The sequence below is a fragment of the Pseudoclavibacter terrae genome (assembly GCF_008831075.1).
In the GTDB taxonomy this organism is placed as follows: Bacteria; Actinomycetota; Actinomycetes; order Actinomycetales; family Microbacteriaceae; genus Pseudoclavibacter; species Pseudoclavibacter terrae.
Window position 1 is genome coordinate 126,972 of the sequence record NZ_WBJX01000006.1, and the last position, 20,725, is coordinate 147,696.

At 69.6% G+C, this 20,725-nt stretch carries 15 protein-coding genes; 9 read left to right on the plus strand and 6 right to left on the minus strand.

Annotation, left to right across the window (positions count from 1 at the left end; all coding sequences use genetic code 11):
- Positions 1–37: 37 nt before the first annotated feature.
- Together F8O03_RS15925 and F8O03_RS15930 are read right to left on the minus strand one after the other, a co-directional pair.
- Positions 38–1,282, minus strand: a complete 1,245-nt coding sequence (locus F8O03_RS15925; RefSeq protein ID WP_208851886.1) for a M20 family metallopeptidase — start codon at positions 1,280–1,282, stop codon at positions 38–40.
- Positions 1,279–2,469: a M24 family metallopeptidase gene (locus tag F8O03_RS15930; protein WP_151424737.1), complete on the minus strand. Its 1,191-nt coding sequence runs from the start codon at positions 2,467–2,469 to the stop codon at positions 1,279–1,281. The genes F8O03_RS15925 and F8O03_RS15930 overlap by 4 nt, the downstream gene beginning before the upstream one ends.
- 118 nt (positions 2,470–2,587) lie before the next feature.
- On the opposite strand from F8O03_RS15930, the gene F8O03_RS15935 reads away from it, so the two are divergent.
- Positions 2,588–4,012 (plus strand): hypothetical protein, encoded by a 1,425-nt coding sequence (locus F8O03_RS15935; RefSeq protein WP_151424738.1) that lies wholly within the window; start codon positions 2,588–2,590, stop codon positions 4,010–4,012.
- On the opposite strand, the gene F8O03_RS15940 is transcribed toward F8O03_RS15935, so the two are convergent.
- Both F8O03_RS15940 and F8O03_RS15945 read right to left on the minus strand, forming a co-directional pair.
- A complete protein-coding gene (locus F8O03_RS15940) occupies positions 4,013–4,759 on the minus strand; it encodes a response regulator (RefSeq protein WP_151424739.1) in 747 nt (248 codons plus the stop codon). It abuts the gene before it with no gap.
- Positions 4,756–6,111 carry a sensor histidine kinase gene (locus tag F8O03_RS15945; protein WP_151424740.1) on the minus strand — a complete coding sequence of 452 codons (1,356 nt, stop codon included), beginning with the start codon at positions 6,109–6,111 and terminating at the stop codon, positions 4,756–4,758. The genes F8O03_RS15940 and F8O03_RS15945 overlap by 4 nt, the downstream gene beginning before the upstream one ends.
- A 177-nt stretch (positions 6,112–6,288) precedes the next feature.
- Between F8O03_RS15945 and F8O03_RS15950 the strand changes: the two genes are divergently transcribed.
- From F8O03_RS15950 to F8O03_RS15985, 8 genes are all read left to right on the plus strand, one after another.
- Positions 6,289–7,284 carry a Bug family tripartite tricarboxylate transporter substrate binding protein gene (locus F8O03_RS15950; protein WP_208851887.1) on the plus strand — a complete coding sequence of 332 codons (996 nt, stop codon included), beginning with the start codon at positions 6,289–6,291 and terminating at the stop codon, positions 7,282–7,284.
- Positions 7,281–7,961, plus strand: a complete 681-nt coding sequence (locus F8O03_RS15955) for a tripartite tricarboxylate transporter TctB family protein (protein WP_151424741.1) — start codon at positions 7,281–7,283, stop codon at positions 7,959–7,961. Before F8O03_RS15950 ends, F8O03_RS15955 begins: the two co-directional genes overlap by 4 nt.
- Positions 7,949–9,517 carry a tripartite tricarboxylate transporter permease gene (locus tag F8O03_RS15960; RefSeq protein ID WP_151424742.1) on the plus strand — a complete coding sequence of 523 codons (1,569 nt, stop codon included), beginning with the start codon at positions 7,949–7,951 and terminating at the stop codon, positions 9,515–9,517. The genes F8O03_RS15955 and F8O03_RS15960 overlap by 13 nt, the downstream gene beginning before the upstream one ends.
- A gap of 265 nt (positions 9,518–9,782) precedes the next feature.
- Positions 9,783–11,180, plus strand: coding sequence for a trigger factor (gene tig / locus F8O03_RS15965; RefSeq protein WP_151424743.1), 1,398 nt, complete (start codon positions 9,783–9,785; stop codon positions 11,178–11,180).
- 399 nt (positions 11,181–11,579) lie between these two features.
- Positions 11,580–12,194, plus strand: a complete 615-nt coding sequence (locus F8O03_RS15970; protein WP_104240770.1) for an ATP-dependent Clp protease proteolytic subunit — start codon at positions 11,580–11,582, stop codon at positions 12,192–12,194.
- 14 nt (positions 12,195–12,208) lie between these two features.
- A complete protein-coding gene (locus F8O03_RS15975; RefSeq protein WP_104253101.1) occupies positions 12,209–12,880 on the plus strand; it encodes an ATP-dependent Clp protease proteolytic subunit in 672 nt (223 codons plus the stop codon).
- 125 nt (positions 12,881–13,005) lie between these two features.
- The gene (gene clpX / locus F8O03_RS15980) at positions 13,006–14,283 is read left to right on the plus strand and encodes an ATP-dependent Clp protease ATP-binding subunit ClpX (RefSeq protein ID WP_104253100.1); all 1,278 of its coding nucleotides are present in this window, start codon (positions 13,006–13,008) and stop codon (positions 14,281–14,283) included.
- A gap of 223 nt (positions 14,284–14,506) precedes the next feature.
- Positions 14,507–15,418, plus strand: coding sequence for a 4'-phosphopantetheinyl transferase family protein (locus F8O03_RS15985; RefSeq protein ID WP_151424744.1), 912 nt, complete (start codon positions 14,507–14,509; stop codon positions 15,416–15,418).
- Here F8O03_RS15985 and F8O03_RS15990 read toward each other — a convergent pair.
- Together F8O03_RS15990 and F8O03_RS15995 are read right to left on the minus strand one after the other, a co-directional pair.
- Positions 15,387–16,745, minus strand: a complete 1,359-nt coding sequence (locus F8O03_RS15990; protein WP_151424745.1) for a M1 family metallopeptidase — start codon at positions 16,743–16,745, stop codon at positions 15,387–15,389. The two genes, F8O03_RS15985 and F8O03_RS15990, sit on opposite strands and share 32 nt — an antisense overlap.
- Positions 16,742–20,680 carry a Pls/PosA family non-ribosomal peptide synthetase gene (locus F8O03_RS15995; RefSeq protein ID WP_151424746.1) on the minus strand — a complete coding sequence of 1,313 codons (3,939 nt, stop codon included), beginning with the start codon at positions 20,678–20,680 and terminating at the stop codon, positions 16,742–16,744. Before F8O03_RS15995 ends, F8O03_RS15990 begins: the two co-directional genes overlap by 4 nt.
- Positions 20,681–20,725: the final 45 nt, after the last annotated feature.

The following is a 20,725-nucleotide window of genomic DNA, read 5'->3' on the forward strand; positions in this document are numbered from 1 at the left end:
ACGGGTAATGCTCAAGTCCAGCGCGGCCACCTGGGTGTTACCGGGGCGACTCGTCGAGACGGAGCGCTATAAGCGCGTAGGCGCGCGCGGCGGTCAGGAGGTCGCCCACCTGTACGCGCTCCTCCGGCTGGTGCGCCTGCGACTTCACGTCGCCCGGGCCGAGGATGACGACCGGGATCTCGTGGTGGCGGGCGATGAACCCGCCCTCGCAGGCGGCGCTCCACCCGCCGATGCTCGAGGCGCCGCCCGCGTCGGCGACGGCACGCACGGCGGTGCCGGGAACGGCCGATTCGGGCGGAGTGAGGAATCCGGGCATAGCCATGTCGAGCTGGCCGGTGACGGTGATGCGCTCTGCGTTCAGCATGCCGCTCTGCTCGATGGCCGAGCGGATGCGCGCGAGCACGTCGTCGAGGATCTCCTGCGGCTCCTCGTCTGGAAGCACGCGGCGGTCGACGTAGAGGGTGCACTCCTCGGCGACGATGGAGGTGCCGTGGCCGCCGGCGATCATGCCGACGTTCCAGCTGCCGGTGCCGATGAGTCCGGGGACTGCCGCGGCCTGCCGGGAGATCCGTCTCGCGTCGTCCTCGATGGTCTGCACCGCGATGGCGGCGGCCGCGACGGCGCTCGCTCCATCCGCCGGATTGCCGGCGTGAGCGGCGGCTCCGCGCAGCGTGATGATGAAGTTCGTGGCGCCTCGGCAGGCGACCACGGTGTCGAGGCCGGTCGGCTCGGCGACGATGCACGCCGAGTAGGGCAGCGGGTCTCCCACGCTCCGCAGCTCCCGCGCCGTGGGCGCGTCGGCGATGTAGCGGAGCGCACCCGTCGCGGTGTCCTCCTCGTCGACGGTGCAGAGCAGCGAGAGGCGGACATCGGGCCGCTGCGCGTGCACGGCCGACATCGCCGCGATCACGGCGGCGAGCCCGCCCTTCATGTCGACGGCGCCTCGGCCGATGAGCTGACCGTCGACCAGGCGCGGCTCGAAGGGGTCGCCGAGCCAGCCCGCTCCCGCGGGCACGACATCGCTGTGTCCGAGGAAGAGAAGCGCTGGCCCGTCGCCGTCGCCGATCTGCGCGAGCAGGTTGTGCCGACCGGGCGCGACCTCGGTGAGCGTGACCTGCGCGCCAGCTCGTTCGCACAGCGTCGCGAGGACCTCCACGGTCGCCGCCTCCGTCTCACCCGGGTTCTCGCCCCTCGCGCGGATCAGGGTGGACGTATCCGCGACGATGCGCTCGAGATCGATCCGCGCGAGCACCGCCGTCTCGACCGGACTCAGCGCACTCACGCGTCGGCCTTCACGATGAGCTCGCGCGGTGCGCTGGTCAGCACCTCCACACCCGTCTCGGTGATGCGGATCGACTCGGACACCTCGAAGCCGAAGCCCGTCATCCACATGCCCGCGATGAGGTGGAAGGTCATGTTCGGGGCCAGCACCGTCTCTTCGCCCGAGCGGATGCTCACGGTGTGCTCGCCCCAGTCCGGCGGGTAGCCGATGCCGATCGAGTAGCCGAGACGCGACGCCTTCGTGAGTCCCTGCTTCGCGAGCACCGCATCCCAGGCCTCGACGGCCGCCTCGGGGGTCTGGCCGGGACGCAGCAGCTCGAGTGCGGCCTCGAAGCCGTCGAGGGTCGTCGCGGCGACCCGCTGCAGCTCGGAGCTCGGCTGCCCGAGGCTCACGGTGCGGGCGAGCGGGGCGTGGTAGCGGCGGTGAGCTCCAGCGAGCTCCAGCGAGACCGCCTCGCCGGCCACGATCTGGGCGCTCGACCACGTGAGGTGAGGCGTGTCGGCGCCCTCGCCGGCGAGCATCATGGGAACGATCGACGGGTAGTCGCCCTCGGCGTCGCCGATCCCCGCGGCCTGCGCGGCCTGGATCTCCGCGGCGATGTCGCTCTGCCTCCTGCCGCCGCGCAGCGCCTCGATACCGACCGCCATCGCGTTCGAGCTGACGGCCGCCGCGGCCCGCATCAACGAGATCTCCGCGCTCGACTTCACGAGGCGCACCCAGTTGACGAGCTCCTGGCTGTCGACGAGCTCCCACTCGGGGAGCCTGCGCTGCAGCGTCAGGAACGAGCGAACCGAGAAGAAGTGAGCTTCCGACTCGTAGCCGACCCGCATCCTCCTGGCGGCGTGACCGCGCTCGCGGAGCTCGGTTGCCGCCCAGTCCATGGGGTGCACCTCGGCTCGGTGCACGAGGCTCTCCGGGTAGCCGGCGACCTGCTCGCGCGGCAGCCAGGTCGTGTGGTGCGCGCCGTGCGCGTCCATGGCTCGCATGACGAGCAGCAGATCACCGTCGGCCGGAACGAAGAGGAACTGCGGCATGTAGAACGACCAGGCGTTGTACCCCGTCAGGTAGTGGAGGTTGGCCGGGTCGGTCACGAGCAGCGCGTCGAGGCCCGCGTCCTGCATCCTGACCCTCGTGTTCGCGAGCCTGACCTCGAACTCCTCACGGCTGAAGTCTGCGAGCTGCGACATCTGGGCCCTTTCTCTCTGACTGCGGTCCCGAGAATCTACTCGCTCGCGGGGCGGGTCGAGTGCATGTAGTTCAATGGATGCGCGATCACCGCCCCGTTCATCGCCCCGAGGAGCTCACGTGCCAGACAACTCGACGCCAGAAGACTCCGAGAAGGACGACGGAGCCGTCGACTACTCGCAGCGCGACTACCAGGCACCGACGGGATACCGGGCCCCTGATTTCGTGTCGAAGTGGGCGGCGCAGGACAGCAGGGGCGACGCGCAGCGGCTCGAGGACGAGCAGCGCGAGGCGACGCGGGATGCGCAGGACGCCGCTCAAGATCCGTACGACGCACCGCGGTCGACGACGGCGGGCGGTGACACCCCGGCTGGGCTGCCCGACCCGCCGCGGACGCTGGAGGAGCTCGACGCGATCATCCGCCGCGAGCAGGAAGCGCAGTCGCCGGGGCACGTGCTTCCCGGCGCGGGAGACGGCGAGGAGCTCACGCAGTCGGCCGACGTCCCGCTCGACCGTGAGGAACTGCTCACGCGCGTCGCAACCGACAGCAGCGCCCTCCTCGGGAAGCGTGCCAGGGAGGTGCAGAGCGCGCTGGTCGGCGGCCGGCCGGGGAGCGGCGCGGGGCAGCGGGGAGCGAGCTCCAAGACTCCGTCGAAGCAGCATCCCGCGCCGTCGGTCGCGCCGTCTCCTGCGTCGAAGACGACCGCCGCGACGGCGAAGAAGGGCGGAGGCGGGTGGTTCGGCGTCATCGCCGCCATCCTCGCCCTCACCTTCGCGATCTCGGGGATGTCGTTCGTCGGCTGGGTGCTCGTCGTCGTCTCGCTCATCGCGAGCATCGGCCTGCTGCGTGCCGGTGGTGGGCGCCGCGTCGTCGGCGTCATCACCCTCGTCATGACGGTCGTGGCGCTCGTGATCCAGCTGATCGGCTCGACCGGCGGTTCGATCCGCGGAACGGTGACGGAGCTCTCCGGTGGCACCGGAACGCTCGATCTCAACGGGACGACCACCGTCTCGGGAACAGGCAACGCGCGCTTCGACGTCACCCTGCCCGGCGGGCCGGAGGACATCGGCCTGCTGCAGGTCGAGTTCGAGGGCGAGCGGCTGCGCATCTACGACGTCGACGCCGACGGCGAGCAGATGGGCGGCTCTTCCGTTTCCGCCTACGACGAGTACTCGGGCCTCGCCGTCATCAACGAGTGGACGGACGACGAGTTCCGGGCCATCGACATCGAAGCCGAGGGGGAGTGGACCGTGACGCTCGTCTCCACGGACACGCTGCCCTCCTTCGACGGCGAGTACACCGGAACCGGCCCTGAGGTCGTGCTCTACACGGGCGCCGGCGGCGACGCGACCTTCACCTTCGAACCCGAGCAGAGCATCTCGATCGACACGTTCGGCGCCGACAGCTGGTACCAGAGCAGCAGCGAGGTCACATCCCTCACCAGGCCCTTCCCCGCCGGTCCCACGATCATCCGCGTCGAGCCGTACGAGGACACGGCCTGGAGCATCAGCTTCGACGGCGCGGCCCCAGCCCCGACCAGCTAGTCAGGACGCGCGGCGGTAGCGGAGCTCGGGGCGGCCGCGCTTGCCGTAGACCGGTTCGAGGAGCGCAAGGCCGCGCCCGCAGAGGTGGTCGAGGTACCGACGCGCGGTGACGCGGGAGAGGCCGCACGCCTCCGCGACCTCGAGCGCAGACTGCCACTCCGAGCCGAGGTGCGAGAGGACGAGCTTGATGGTCGGCTCCGAGAGGCCCTTCGGCAGGGGCCTGCCGCGCGTCGTCGGCGACGGAAGTCCCTGGGCGCCTGCCCGGTCTGCCGACGCGGCAGGACCGCCGCGTCGAGCGAGCAGCCCGTCGATGTCCTGCTGGCGGAGTGGGGCCGTCTGCGGCGCGGTGGACTCCGGCTTCGGCGCGGCCACGCGAGTATCCCGGTAGTTGACGAGCCTCGCCTCGAAGTTGGCCTTCGAGAAGGGCTTCACGAGGTAGTCCGCGATGCTTGCCGTCGCCAGCTGGGCGACGGACAGTCGATCGTTGGCCGACGAGATGATGACGGCGTCGAACGAGTCGCCGAGCAGCTGGCGCAGGCGCCGCAGCACCTCCACCCCGCTGAAGTCCGGGAGGTGCACGTCGAGCAGCACGAGGTCGATCTCCGTGCTGGCGGCCACCTCCAGTGCCTCCTGGCCCGAGCCAGCGGTGGCGACGACCTCGAAGCCGTCGACGCCCGCGAGCATGCGCTCGTGCAGGCGCCTGACGGCGGTCTCGTCATCGACGATGAGCGTGCGGATGGCGGTCACGGTGCGATCCTCCCAGCAGTCGGAGCATCCGAGGACCCACCCGCGCCGCGGCGGGCGCCAGCGGAGGACAGCGTCGCCACGAAGCGGGCACCTCCCAGCTCGCTCTCCGAGATGACGAGGTCGCCGCCGTGCTCCCGCGCGAGGCGGCGCACAAGGCCGAGGCCGACGCCGCGTGGGATCTCGAGGCCGTCCATCGTCTGCGTCTCCTTGGTCGAGAAGCCGACCTCGGTGATCTGGCCCCTGAGCTCTTCTGGCACCCCCGGGCCGCTGTCGTCGACCTGCATCCGCAAGCCTGAGGGGGCCGCCTCGACGGCGACGCGCACGATTCCGCGCGCCCCCTGTTCCTCGACGGCCTCAGTCGCATTGCCGACGAGATTGCTCAGCACGGTGGCTGCGTCGTCGTCGAAGAGGAGCTCGAGGACGGCCCGGTCGTCGCCCTCGACATCCGCGTGGAGCTGCCCGCCGTGCTCGCAGAGGCGGGCGCTCGCCGCGGCCAGGATCGCGCGGACGCGAACGGGGGCATCCGCGAGCGCCTCCTCGAGGTCCGCGTCTGCGGCGAGCGAATCCACCGGCGTCAGCGAGCGGATGTAGTCGAGGGCCTCGCCCCGCTCGTCGACCTCGATGAGCCCGAAGAGCACGTGCAGGCGGTTCGAGAACTCATGGGTCTGCTCGCGGAGTGCCGCCGACAAGCGGCGCTGCGTCTCGAGCTCCTGCGCCGCGGCCGCGAGGTGGTCGAAGCGTCGACCGAGGACGAGGGAGACCCCGGCCGCGGCCGCGAGCCCGAAGAGTCCGGCGCCGATGACCCACGGAACCACCTGCCAGACGCGGTCCTCCAGCTGTGCGGAGATCGAGGACTCGAGGATGCCGACCGACGCGGTGCCGACGACGATCCCGTCGCGCCAGACCGGCACCTTCGCGCGGAGCGTCGGGCCGACCGTGCCGACCTCGGTGCCGACGAACGTCTCGCCGCCGAGCGCGACGCTGGGGTCGGTCGACACCATCTCTCCCCGCCGCTCTGGCACCGGGTGGGTGATGCGGATGCCCTCGTCGTCGGTGATGACGACGTAGTCGACGCCAGCGGACTGCGCGACGAGGTCGGCGATCGGCTGCAGCGTGACACCGGCATCCGGTTCGCCGACGGCGTCGACCACGGCAGGCAGCTCGGCGAGGCTCAGGGCGACGGCGAGCGTGCGCTCACCGGTCTCCTCACGGATGGAGGTGTGCTGCACCTGGAGCGCGACGAGGAGGGTCGCGACCATGCAGATCAGGACGATCGAGAACTGCACGGCGACGAGCGTGAGCACACGTGGGCCGCGCAGGGCGCGGAGCTGTGCGGGCGGTTCCTTCCTCATGCCGCTCCACCACCTCCGCGTGCGCCGATCGTCGATGAACGACGGTTGTCCGGCGAACCTCCGTGTCCACAAAGACCATAAAGGCCAGAAGGCGTCGGCGCTCAATCCCGGTGCAATCGTAGAGAGCGCGCAGACCAGCGCGGCGACAGAGTCGTTGCCAACGGAAGGAATACTCCATTGAGTAGAACAAGACTCCCGAACAAGCTGCTCACCTCGCTCTTCGCCATCGTCACCGTCGCTGTCCTCGGCTTCGCGGTCGTGGACGCGAGCAGTGCGGGTGCCGGAGCATCGGCGAGGAGCAAGCTCACGATCATGGCGCCGGCGGCGCCCGGCGGAGGCTGGGATGCCTTCGCTCGCGAAGCCCAGCAGGCGCTGCGAGCCAACGGCATCGTCAACAACGCCCAGGTCGTGAACGTGCCGGGCGCGGGTGGCACGATCGGACTCAGCCAGCTGCTGCAGATGCAGGGCCGCGACGACCTGCTCATGGTCACGGGAGGCGTCATGGTCGGGGCGACCGTGCTCTCCAACACGGGGGAGTCGCTCGCCGACACGGTGCCCATCGCCCGCCTCGCCGACGACTACAACGCGCTTGTCGTGCCGGCCTCGTCGCCGTACACCACCCTCGACGAGTTCGTCGAGGGCATGAAGAAGGACCCCGGCGGCCACTCGATCGCCGGCGGCTCGCTCGGCGGCATCGACCACCTCCTGAGCGGCATGCTCGGGAAGGCTGTCGGCGTCGACCCGAAGGACGTGAACTACGTCGCCTACTCGGGCGGAGGCGAGGTCCTCTCCTCGCTGCTCTCGAGCACCACCGCGGCAGGCCTCTCCGGCTACAACGAGTTCAGGGACCAGATCGAAGCCGGCACCCTCAAGGCGCTCGCGATCTCGGCCCCGGACCCCGTCGACGGCATCGACATCCCGACCTTCAAGCAGGAGGGCGTCGACGTCGCGATGGTGAACTGGCGCGGCGTCGTGGCCCCACCCGGCATCGACGACGCCACGCGCGACGAGCTCGTCGCCATCGTCACGGAGCTCGAGAACAGCCCCGAATGGGCGGATGCGCTCGACCGGAACAACTGGACGGACAGCTTCCAGCCCGGTACCGATTTCGAAGACTTCCTCGTCGGCGAGACCGACCAGGTCACCGCACTCGTGAAGGAGCTCGGACTATGAGTCAGGTGCAGAACCAGCGTGAGGCGCAGGGCTCTCGAGATTCGAGAGGGCCGGCGACCAACAGCATCCAGACGGGGCCACGCTCCTGGTGGCACGGGCGGAGCGAACTCGGGGTCGCCGCGTTCGTCTTCCTCCTCGCCGCGGTCTTCGCGATCGGCACAGCCACCATGGACGTGCCGGCAACGGCGGGAGTTCCCGGGCCGCAGTTCTTCCCGACGATCGTCGTCATCCTCCTCTTCATCGTCTCCATCGCTCTCGCGATCACCGTCATCCGCAGGCCAGCACGCGATGACGAGGACGAAGCTGACCAGATGCTCGAGATCTCACCGGAGCTGCTGGAGGACATCGGCCAGATCGACACGACCTCCGAGATCCGCGTCGTCACGGCGGCCGCGGGGGAGGAGCGCAAGAAGCGCGACGGCACCGACTGGAAGACCCTCGGCATCGTCTTCGCCGCGCTCGCGGGGACTGCGCTGCTGCTCGAACCGCTCGGCTGGATCATCACGGCCGCCGCACTGTTCTGGGTCGTCGCCTACGCCCTCGGCAGCAAGCGCCACCTCTTCGACATCGGGGTCGCGTTCCTCTTCTCGTCACTCGTGCAGCTGTCGTTCTCGGCGGGCCTCGGCCTGACGCTGCCGTCCGGAATCCTGAGCGGAGTCCTCCCATGGATCAGCTGACCCACCTCCTCGAGGGCTTCACCGTCGCCCTCACCCCCATCAACCTCCTCTGGCTGCTCATCGGCGCCGTGCTCGGAACCGCGGTGGGCGTGCTGCCCGGCCTCGGCTCCGCCATGGCCGTCGCCCTGCTGCTCCCCGTCACCTTCAGCCTCGACCCGACCGGCGCGTTCATCATGTTCGCGAGCATCTACTTCGGCGGACTCTTCGGCGACTCGACCTCGGGCATCCTGCTCAACACTCCGGGAAACTCCTCGGCGATCGCGACGACGTTCGAGGGCCACCGGATGGCGAAGGACGGCCGAGCCGCGAAAGCGCTCGGAACCTCCGCCATCGGCGCGTTCATCGGCGGCACGATCGCGACGGCGCTTGTCGTGTTCTTCTCGCCGTTCCTCGTGCAGCTGGCGACGCAGTTCGGGCCGGCCGAGTACTTCGCACTGGCCGCGTTCGCGTTCGTCGCGATCTCCTCGGTCGTCGCCGACTCCGTCATCCGCGGCCTCATCGCGCTCGGCATCGGCCTCGCGATCGCCCTTGTGGGCGTCGACGGCCCCTCCGGCGCCTCCCGCTTCACGATGGACCTGCCGCAGTTCTTCGACGGCATCTCGATCATCGTCGTGACGGTCGGCCTCCTCGCGATCGGCGAGGTCCTGCACGTCGCCAGCCGCATCCACCGCGAAGGCGGCCTCACGAAGATCCCGGCGTCCGGCTCGCCGTACCTGAACCTGCGCGAGCTCCGACAGGCCCTCCCGGCGTGGCTTCGCGGCACCGCATACGGCGTGCCCTTCGGTGCGATCCCCGTCGGCGGCTCCGAGGTACCCACCTTCCTCGCGTACGGCACGGAGAAGCGCCTCGCCAAGCGCCGCGGCGACAGCGACTTCGGCACGCGCGGCGCCATCCAGGGCGTCGCGGCGCCAGAGGCTGCCGGCAACGCCACCGCAGGAACGGCCATGGGCGCCCTGCTCGCCCTCGGCCTCCCCACATCCGCGACCGCGGCCATGATGCTCGCCGCGTTCCAGCAATACGGGATGCAGCCGGGGCCGCTCCTCTTCGAGCGCAGCGCAGACCTCGTCTGGCCGCTGCTCGCGAGCCTCTTCGTCGGGCTCCTCATCCTCCTCATCATCAACCTGCCGTTCGCCGCGGTCTGGGCGAAGCTGCTGCTGATCCCGCGCCACTACCTGTACGCGGGCATCACGGGCTTCGCGATGCTCGGGGTCTACGCCATCGCCTCGTCGCCCGTCGACCTCTGGCTGGCCCTCGCGATCGGCGCGTTCGGCTTCGTGATGCGGCGCTACGCCATCCCGCTCGCTCCCGTGCTCATCGCCGCGATCCTCGGACCGCTCGCCGAGACCGAGCTGCGCCGCGCGCTGGCGGTCAGCGAAGGCGACCTGGGCATCCTCGTCGACTCGCCCATCACCATCGCGCTGTACGTGCTCATGGCCGGCGCCATCATCATCAGCGCCATCCAGCACCTGCGGACCCGCACCCGCGAGAAGCAGATCCAGAAGGCCAAGACGGAGGCCGTCGCCGTCCAGGCCGCCGAGCGAGAGGACGCCAGGTAGCGCCGACCAGCGGATGCCGCGAGGGCGGGTGGATGCGCACAGCGCGCCCACCCGCCTCGCGCGTTCCCCGGATCCGCCCTCGCGCCTTCGCGCCCACACGAATCCTGATTGCCGGTAGAGTGCTGTCGTTTGTGGGTGCCGTAGGCTGTTCGCAGCCGCATCAGTGCGGCGATACGCCCATCTGGGTGGTGCGCGGCGTGCAGTCGCACCCCGCTCCACGCGCGAATCCGCGCAGTCACCCCACGTATCTCAGGAGATGCCCCACGTGAAGACCTCGGTCGAACAGATCAACCCGACCCGCGTCAAGCTGACGATCAACGTAGAACCGGCTGAACTCAAGCCATACGTCGACTCCGCTTACCGCACCATCGCAGAGCAGATCCAGGTGCCCGGCTTCCGCCGCGGCAAGGTTCCGACGCCGATCATCGACCAGCGCGTCGGTCGCGCCGCCGTCCTCGACCAGGCGATCTCCGATGGCCTCGACGTGTTCTTCAACCAGGCCGTCGCAGAGTCCGACGTGCAGCCGCTCGGCCGCCCGAAGGCCGACATCGTCGAGACGCCGAACGTCGCCGACTTCGCAGGCGACCTCGTCGTCGAGGTCGAGGTCGACTCGCGTCCCTCGATCGAGCTCCCCTCCTACGACGGCATCAAGGTCGAGGTCGAGGCTGCGGCCGTCAACGCGGCTGACGTCGACGCCGAGCTCGAAGAGCTCCGCAAGCGCTTCGGCACGCTCGTCACCGCAGACCGCCCCATCGAGGACGGCGACTTCGTGACGCTCGACCTCATCGCGACGGTCGACGGCGAGAAGGTCGATGAGGCCGAGGGCATCTCGTACGAGCTCGGCTCCGGCCAGCTCCTCGAGGGCACCGACGAGGCGCTCCTCACGCTCACCGCGGGCGAGGAGACGACCTTCCGCTCCACGCTGCTCGGCGGCGAGCACGAGGGCAAGGAAGCAGAGATCACGGTCACCGTGCAGTCCGTCAAGGACCGCGAGCTGCCCGAGGTCGACGACGAGTTTGCGCAGATCGCGAGCGAGTTCGACACGATCGAGGAGCTCCGCGCCGACCTCGAGACGCAGGCCAAGAGCAAGAAGACGTTCGAGCAGGTCGACGCCGCACGCGAGAAGGTCGTCGAGCAGCTCCTCGACCTCGTCGAGATCCCGCTGCCCGAGACCCTCATCAACGATGAGGTCACGCGCCACCTCGAGCAGGAGGGCCTCCAGCCCGACGACGAGCACGGTGTCGAGGTTCGCGCCAACGCCGAGAAGTCCTTCCGCCAGCAGGTGCTCCTCGACGAGGTCATCAAGGCAGAGGGCGTCGAGGTCGAGCAGGACGAGCTCACGCAGTTCCTCATCCAGTCGGCAGCCCAGTACGGCATGGCTCCGCAGGAGTTCATCGGCGTGCTGCAGGAGAACAACCAGCTCCCCGGCATGATCGGCGAGGTCGCCCGCTCCAAGGCCATCCTGTTCGTGCTCGACAAGGCCGAGGTCGTCGACACCAACGGAGACGCCGTCGACATCTCCGAGTTCACGGTCGCCGTTCAGCGCGCCAAGGACAAGGCAGCCGCGGCTGAGGCCGAGGCATCCGCCGACGCCGTCGAGTCCGACGAGGTCGCCTCCGACGAGGTCGCCTCCGAAGAGGTCAAGGACGACGAGGCCAAGTAGTCTCCGGTTCCACTCCGCGAAGCGCCGCCGGCATCACGCCGGCGGCGCTTCGTGCATGGTGCAGCGGATGCGCGGCCGGACGCGCGGCCCCATCCTCCCTGCCCTCCCTGCCCTCCCTGTCCTCAGCGTCCACCGTGACGTGCGGGCTTTTCGCCCCCGTGATGGGTTTTTCCCCATCACCGTTCACGGAAACCCCGCACGGGCATCCGCAGAACCCATCAGCGCTGCCGAAACCCCGCACGGGCATCCGCAGAACCCATCGCCGTTGCAGCAGCCCCGCACGGAGTGACACGACTCCTTGGGACACTGCCAGGCACCGTGTGCCGTGGGCGAACAGGCCAGCGCTGGCCTCGCAGCTCTACTAGATTCGGTGACGACCGTTAGGGAAATGGAGCGACCGTGGCTGATATTCAACTGCCGAACAGCGTCTTCGACAGGCTCTTGAAAGACCGCATCATCTGGCTCGGGTCCGAGGTGCGCGATGAGAACGCAAACGAGATCTGCGCGAAGATCCTGCTGCTTGCTGCAGAGGACCCTGAGCGAGACATCTACCTCTACATCAACTCGCCGGGCGGATCGATCACCGCAGGTATGGCGATCTTCGACACGATGGAGTTCGTGCCGAACGACATCGTCACCGTGGGCATCGGCATGGCGGCCTCCATGGGCCAGCTCCTGCTGACCGCAGGTGCGCCGGGCAAGCGCTACATCACGCCGAACGCACGCGTCCTGCTGCACCAGCCGCACGGCGGCTTCGGTGGCACGGCGAGCGACATCCAGACCCAGGCGCAGCTGATCCTCGACATGAAGGCGCGCCTCGCGTCGATCACGGCGCAGCGCACGGGCAAGAGCCTCGAGCAGATCAACGAGGACGGCGACCGCGACCGCTGGTTCAACGCCGATGAGGCGCTGGCGTACGGCTTCGTCGACCACATCCGTTCGTCGGCGACCGAGGTCACGGGCGGCGGCGGCACCAAGCGCGACGCCGAGTCCACGTCCGAGTCGGCAGAGTAAGGAAGCCAGAGCATATGAACACCCCATTTCTGACCGGCGGCTCGCCGGCAGGCGTCCAGAGCCCCTCGTCGCGGTACATCCTGCCGTCGTTCGAGGAGCGCACGGCGTACGGCTACAAGCGCCAGGACCCGTACGCGAAGCTCTTCGAGGACCGCATCATCTTCCTCGGCGTGCAGGTCGACGACGCCTCGGCTGACGACATCATGGCCCAGCTCCTCGTGCTCGAGAGCCAGGACCCTGACCGCGACATCACGCTGTACATCAACTCGCCCGGTGGCTCGTTCACGGCCATGACGGCGATCTACGACACGATGCAGTACATCCGTCCAGAGGTCTCCACCGTGTGCCTCGGGCAGGCAGCCTCCGCGGCGGCCGTGCTGCTCGCCGCGGGCCAGCCAGGCAAGCGCCTCGCCCTCCCGAACGCTCGTGTCCTCATCCACCAGCCCTCGACGGGCGGCGCCGGCCAGGGGCAGGCCTCGGACATCGAGATCCAGGCGCAGGAAGTGCTGCGGATGCGCACCTGGCTCGAGGAGGCGCTCTCGCGTCACTCCGGCAAGCCCGTCGACAAGGTGAACCGCGACATCGAGCGCGACAAGATCCTGTCGGCCGCCGAGGCCCTCGAGTACGGCCTCATCGACCAGGTGCTCACGAGCCGTAAGGGCGCCGAGCCGGTCATCATCGACTAGTTCGAGTCGACCGAACAGCGACATGAAGTGCCCGGATGGCCGCGTCAGGGGAGTCCCCCTGGCGCGGCCATCCGGGCAATGTCGGTGGTTCGGGTTAGTCTTGGCAGACCGCGAAGGAGGTCCTCATGGCACGTATCGGTGAAAGCAGCGAGCTGTTGAAATGCTCGTTCTGCGCCAAGAGCCAGAAGCAGGTCAAGCAGCTCATCGCTGGTCCTGGTGTCTACATCTGCGACGAGTGCGTCGAGCTGTGCAACGAGATCATCGAAGAACGCATGGCCGACTCCGAGACCAGCGAGGTCAAGGACTTCGAGCTCCCGAAGCCGCGCGAGATCTTCGCCTTCCTCGAGGAGTACGTCATCGGGCAGGAGCCCGCGAAGAAGGCGCTCGCCGTCGCGGTCTACAACCACTACAAGCGTGTCCGCGCGCTCGGCCAGATCACCTCTGCGGAAGAGCGGGTCGATGAGGTCGAGATCTCGAAGAGCAACATCATGCTCATCGGGCCAACCGGATGCGGGAAGACCTACCTCGCGCAGTCGCTCGCGAAGCGCCTCAACGTGCCGTTCGCTGTCGCAGACGCGACGGCGCTCACGGAGGCGGGGTACGTCGGCGAAGACGTCGAGAACATCCTGCTGAAGCTGCTGCAGGCTGCCGACTTCGACGTGAAGCGTGCAGAGACCGGCATCATCTACATCGACGAGATCGACAAGATCGCGCGCAAGGCGGAGAACCCGTCCATCACGCGCGACGTCTCCGGCGAGGGCGTGCAGCAGGCGCTACTGAAGATCCTCGAGGGCACGGTCGCCTCGGTTCCGCCGCAGGGTGGCCGCAAGCATCCGCAGCAGGAGTTCATCCAGATCGACACGACGAACGTCCTGTTCATCGTGGCGGGTGCCTTCGCGGGCCTGGAAGAGATCGTCTCGCAGCGCGCCGGCAAGAAGGGCATCGGCTTCGGCGCCCCCCTGCACTCGAAGAACGATGATCGCGACCTCTACAGCGAGGTGCTCCCGGAAGACCTGCACAAGTTCGGTCTCATCCCGGAGTTCATCGGCCGCCTGCCCGTCATCACGACGGTCTCGCCGCTCGATCGGGGTGCCCTCATCGACATCCTCACGCAGCCGCGCAACGCGCTCGTGAAGCAGTACCAGAAGATGTTTGAACTCGACGGTGTCGAGCTCGTCTTCGACGAAGGCGCGCTGGAGGAGATCGCCGACCTCGCGGTGCTGCGCCAGACCGGTGCCCGCGGGCTCCGAGCCATCCTCGAGGAGACGCTCGGGCCGGTCATGTTCGATGTGCCCTCGCTCGACGACGCGAGCCGGGTCGAGATCACTCGCGACGTCGTGCTCAAGAATGCGGCGCCGACGATCATCCCGCGACCCGAGCTGCGCGCCGAGAAGTCGGCTTAGCTCACCGTCGCGTGAGCGCGTCAACGACGTCCGGAAGCCCCGCCTGCCATCCAGCAGGCGGGGCTTCTGCTCTGCGTGGGCCAGCCGCCCGCCGCCGAGGGGAAGCGGGCGGTCGCGAGGCGCAGTCGGCGGGCTCGACGTGCTCGGGGTGCTCACCGACGCGCTCGACTCGCCCTGCCGCGGCAGCGAAGCGAGTCTCTTCCGAAGACGTGAGGCAGGCCGCGTGCAGATGACGGAACGGCTCCTCGGGAGCGTGCTCATCGTCAGCGCCGACGCGCGTGCGCTCGGCGGCCGAGACCGCCTGCGGGCTCTCGAGGTGCTGTCGGAGGGCGATCGTCATCGGCTGCGCGCCATGTCCGAGGTGCGGGCGGACGACCGCGCGGACGCGTTCCTCACTGGCCGCTTGCTGGTGCAGCTCGGCCTCGAGCGCCTCTCGGCTGACCACTTCGCCTCAGACCTCCTCGCCACAGACCTCGAGATGGGTTCCACGCTTCCGGATGGCGTGCACGCCATCCGGAAGCGCGGAACCCACCTCGAAAGCGGGGAGCGCGGGCTCGCGCCGGTCGCGGCGCTCGAGGTGGTCTGCTCGAACTGCGGCTCGACGACGCACGGCAAGCCGAGCATGCCGGGTCTGCCGGTGCTCATCAGCCTCGCCTATGCGGGGACGACGGTCTTCGTGGCGTTGGCCAGCGCCGACGACGTCAGCGCCCTCGGGATCGACGTCGAGGAGCTGCGGATCGACGAGGACTCCGCCTCTGCGCGGCCCGCCGGAGCCCTCCCGATCTCAGGCGCAGGCCCAGGCGCAGACCCAGACCGAGACGCAGCGCCCCGTGCGCCATCGGGGGATGCGGTCGACCCCGCCCTCGACCTCGAGTGGTGGACCGCCGTCGAGGCGGTTCTCAAGGCGGACGGCCGCGGGCTGCGAGTCGATTCGAGCTTGGTGCGCTTCGAGCCAGGCGAGGGGCGCGCCGACGGGGACGAGCATGCTCGCGTCGCTGGCGAGGAGGCGAGCTACCGCATCCACCGCGCCGTCGCGGAGCGCTTCCTCGTGGCCGTGGCCACAAGGAAGCCGGACCGGGAAACGAGCCTGGTCAGTGAACCCGCTAACGAAGGAGCCGAGTCACCTTCGCTCTGACCGCCGAGGGCAGATCTGGGAGGGCGAGCTGGTAGAGCCAGGCGTCGAAGAGCTCCTGGAGCGGGGCGTCCGGCACGACCGCTGCGGCGTGCTCGATGAACTCCGCGGTCGAGGCCACGGAGAATCGCTTCTCCACGGTCCAGCTCGTGAGGATCTCGAAGAACGCTGAGTCGCCGACGGTCAGGCGCAGCGCGTGGAGGGTGAGTGCGCCGCGCTTGTAGACGCGGTCGTCGAACATGTCGGCGGCACCCGGGTCACCGAGCAGCAGGTCCTGCGGCAGCGCAGACAGCGAGCGCCAGTAGTGCCTGGCCAGCTGGTCAGCGCTCTCGGCACCGCTCGCCTCCGCCCAGATCCACTCGGCGTAGCAGGCGAAGCCCTCGTTCAGCCAGATGTGCTGCCAGCCGCCCACTCCGACGCTGTTGCCGAACCACTGGTGCGCGAGCTCGTGGGCCACGAGGCGCTCCTGCCCTCTGGCGCCGTCGATCTGGTTCGCGCCGAAGATCGCCATGCCCTGGGCTTCGAGGGGGATCTCGAGGTCGTCGGCCGTGACGATGACGGCGTAGGAGTCGAAGGGGTACGGGCCGAAGGTCAGCTCGAAGGTCTCCATCATGCGAGACACGTCGGCGAGGTCGGTTCCCACGCGGCGGGCGAGGGCGGTCGGGTAGTGCAGGTGCCCGTCGACTCCCGCGAGCTGCACGTCTTCGCGTCGGTAGCGTCCGATCTGCAGGGTGACGAGGTAGCTGGCGGTGGGTGCGCCCTCCTCGTACACCCAGGTCGTGAGGCCTCCGGCTGAGCGCCTCGAGCGCAGCGATCCGGTTGCGACGACGTCGTAGTTGCTGTCGACGGAGACCTGGATGCGGTAGCTGGCCTTGTCTGCGGGGTGGTCGTTGCAGGGGAACCAGGTCGGGGCGCCGGTGGGTTGCGAGGCGACGATGATGCCGTCCTCGAGCTCTTCCCAGCCGATGGTTCCCCAGCGGGAGCGGCGGGGGCGAGGGGCGCCCTCGTAGACGACCTCGAGCGTGATGGCGGCTCCGGCCTCGACTGGCTTCGACAGCGTGATCTTCAGCTTGCGGTCGCTCTGCTTGAAGCGCGCCTGCTTGTCGCCGCGCACGGCGACCTTGCTGACGCGAAGGCCGACGAGGTCGAGGGCGAAGGCGGTGAGCGGGACGGTGGCGCGGAGGCTCAGCGTCGCCGTGCCGGAGAGTCGGTTGTTCTGCATCCGGTACTTGAGGGCGAGGTCGTAGTGCTCGACGCGGATGCTCACGTCGCCGCTCTGCGGCGTGTAGGGGTTGCCGGGCAGGGGCTCGCGCGCGGCGGCGCGGTTCATGACACCTTCGACTGGTAGGCGCGGAGCTTGAGCGCGCGCCACGGGCCGATGGGGTTGCCGCTCCAGCGGCTGCCGACGGGGACCGACTCGCCGCGCATGACGAGGGAGGCTGGTCCCACGGTGGCGTGGGCGCCGATCGTGGCGGCGGGCAGGATCACGCTGTGCGGTCCGAGCGTTGCGCCTGCTTCGAGGGTGACGGTGTCCATGCTCATTATTCGATCATGGAACAGGTGGGTCTGGACGACGCATCCCCGGTTGACGGTGGCTCCGTCGCCGAGAGTGACCAGATCTGCCTCCGGGAGCCAGTAGGAGTCGCACCAGACGCCCTTGCCGATCTTCGCGCCGAGCGAGCGGAGCCAGAGCGCGAGGGCGGGCGTTCCGGCGGCGCCGCGTGCGAACCAGGGGGCTGCGACCATCTCCACGAACGTGTCTGCGACCTCGGTGCGCCACACGAAGCTCGACCAGAGGGGCTGCTCGGAGACGCGGATGCGTCCGACGATGAGCCACTTGGCGAGGGTCGAGATGATGGCGGATGCTGCTGCCGCGGCGAGGAGGACGAAGCCGGACAGGACGATGCTCCAGGCGACGCCGACGGCGGTCTCGATGGCGGCGAGCGCGAGGAGCACGCCGAGGCCGAGCCCGCAGGTGACGATGACGGGGACGATGCGGCACAGCTCCCAGAGCGCGCGGGCGATGCGGAGCGCCCGGGGCGGGTTGTAGGTGCGGGACTCGTCGCCGTCGACCGTCACGCGGCGGAGGCGCACGGGGGGCGAGCCGAGCCAGGAGGAGCCGGGTTTCGCCTTCGCGGGTGCGGCGGAGAGCACGGCGACGAGGCCGTCGCGGGGCACCGAGTGGCCCGCCGCTGCCATGCCGGAGTTTCCGAGGAAGGCTCGCGCGCCGATGCGGGCCCGCTCGATGCGCATCCACCCGTTGTGCAGTTCGTAGGAGGCGACCATGGTGTCGTCGGCGAGGAACGCGCCGTCGTCGATCTGCGTCATCGAGGGGAGGAGCAGGACGGTCGAGGCTTCGACGTCGCGGCCGACCTTGGCGCCGAGCATCCGCAGCCAGACGGGCGTGAAGAGGCTCGCGTAGAACGGGAAGAGCATGGTGCGGGCGGCGTCGAGGAGGCGTTCGATGCACCAGGCCTGCCAGGCGACGCGCGAGCGAACGGGGTGCGTGCCCTGCGTGAGGCCGATCGAGAGGAGACGCACGAAGGCCACGACGAGCCCCGCGAAGACGACTCCCGCCGCGATGACTGCGGGGACGAGCCACGCGAACGCGGCGAGGGCGGCGTCGCCCAGTGACGCTGCACCGCGCATCCCGATCGCGACGACGACTCCGCCGACCGCGAAGGAGAAGAGCGGCAGCAGCGCGAGGGCGGCGGAGGCGACGGCGTAGACGAGGGCCCACCCGAAGGGCTGCGGCGGGCGTTCGGCGGGCCAGTCGTTCGCGCGCACCTTGCCGACCCGGACGGCGGGGGAGCCGGCCCAGCTCTTGCCGGAGCGGACGCGGCCGAAGACCGCGGAGCCGGGTGCGACCTCGGCTCCCTGGCCGATCTTCGTGCCGGGAGCGAGGGTGCTTCGGGCGCCGACCGTTGCGCCGGCGCCGATGCGGATGCCGCCGATGCGCACGAGCTCGCCGTCGATCCAGTAGCCGGTCAGGTCGACCTCCGGCTCGATGGCCGCCCCGTCGCCCAGCTGCAGCATGCCTGTGACGGGCGGCAGCGAGTGCAGGTCGACGTTGTTGCCGACCTTCGCGCCGAGTGCCCGCGCGTAGTAGACGACCCAGGGTGCACCCGCGAGCCCGACGGCGTCGATCTGCGTGGCGACCTGCTCGGCGAGCCACAGGCGCATGTGGGTCGACCCGCCGCGTCGGTAGTCGCCAGGCTTCAGGCGGAACAGCAGGATGCGCGCGGCGGCAACGGAGATCGCCATCTTCCCGAACGGGGTCACGAACACCACGAGCATGACGACGATGAGCCAGAGCGGAGCGTCCGGCAGCACCTCGAACCCTGGCAGGAGCTGCAGCAGGGCGCTCGCGGTGAGCAGGTAGGTGATCCAGCGGGCGCCGGCGAGGATGTGCAGGGGGAGGCCTGCGACGATCTGCAGGATGCGTGCCGACAGCGGAGTCGGCCCGGGTGTGCTGAAGGTCGTGGGCAGCTCGTCCTCGTCGTCGAGCGCTTCGCGGATCGACTCGGTCATCGCGCCGAGGCGGGGATGGTCGTAGACGTCGGCGACCGTGAACTCGGGGACGCGGGCGCGCACCCTCGTCACGAGCTGGGCGGCCGAGAGCGAGCCGCCGCCGAGGTCGAAGAAGTCTGCGTCCTCGCTGGCGACGGGCAGTCCGAGCACGGCCTGCCACTGCTCGGCGAGCCAGGCGCTGTGGGCCTCGAGGTCGCCGGACACCTCGTCTGCACCGGGAAGCGGCCAGGGCAGCGCGTTCTTGTCGACCTTGCCGGACGTGCGGGTCGGCAGGGAGTCGACCTCGGCGATCAGCGGCACGAGGGCCTTCGGCAGCTGCTCGCCGAGTTCGGCGCGCGCGAGCTGCCGCTCGTAGTCGGGGCCCGTCACGACGTAGCCGACGAGGATGGAGGCCCCTGCCGAGGTCTTGCGGACGGCGACGGCGGATCCGGTGACGCCGGTGACGGCTTGCAGCGCCGCTTCGACTTCGCCGAGCTCGATCCGGCGGCCGCCGATCTTGACCTGGTCGTCGGCCCGTCCGAGGAACACGAGGCCCTCGGCTTCGTATTTGACGAGGTCGCCCGAGCGGTAGGCGCGCTCCCAGCCGAGGCTCTCCATGGGCGCGTACTTCTCGGCGTCCTTGGCCGGGTCGAGGTACCGGGCGAGGCCGACGCCGCCGATGATGAGCTCGCCGGATTCGCCCTCTGTGACGCGCTTGCCCTCGGCGTCGACGACGGCGAGCTCCCACCCGTCGAGCGGGAGGCCGATGCGGATGGGGGCGTTGCCGTCGAGGAGCGCGGCGCACGCGACGACGGTGGCCTCGGTCGGGCCGTACGTGTTCCAGACCTCGCGGCCGTCGCCGACGAGGCGCTGCGTGAGCTCGAGCGGGCAGGCCTCGCCGCCGAAGATGAGGAGCCTGACCTGCTCGATGGTCTCGCTCGGCCAGAGCGCGGCCAGTGTCGGGACGGTCGAGACGACCGAGATCTGGTGGCGCAGGAGCCACGGCCCGAGGTCTTCGCCGGAGCGAACCAGCGACCGGGGGGCTGGCACGAGGCACGCGCCGTAGCGCCAGGCGAGCCACATCTCTTCGCACGAGGCGTCGAAGGCGACCGACAGTCCGGCGAGGACGCGGTCGCCTGGACCGATGGGCTCGGCCTGCAGGAAGAGCTTCGCCTCGGCGTCGACGAAGGCGGCGGCGGAGCGGTGGGAGACGGCGACGCCCTTCGGCACCCCTGTCGAACCGGAGGTGAAGATGACCCAGGTGTCGTCGTCCAGGCTCGGGCCCTCGAGCTCGTCGAGGCTGCTGCTCTCCGGATGCGGGGCGCCGGCCTCGAAGAGGTCGACCGGAACCCCTGCTGGCTGCTCGCCGTCGGCCGCGAGCACGAACACGCCGTCACCCTCGATGGTGCCTCGCACCTTGGCTTCCCCGAAGACGAGCAAGGCGCGCTCGTCCGGGTCGTCGACGTCGACGGGCACGTAGGCGGCCCCGGCGGCGATGATGGAGAGGATCGCGACGTACAGCTCACGGGTGCCGGACACGAGTCGCACGCCGACCTTGTCGCCGCGACGCACTCCCGCATCCTGCAGCACCTTTGCCGTCTGGGCGACGTAGGCCGTCAGGTCCAGGTAGCTCAGGGGAGCGACGCCGTCATCGATCGCGATGGCGTCGGGATGCGCGGTCGCTGTCGCCGAGAGCACGTCGATGAGGGTGCGGGGCGTGGGCGCGGCCGCGGATCGGTCCAGAGGGGAGAGCACGTGGCAACGCTACCGGGGAAAGGTAACGCGGCGGTTGCCGAGCGT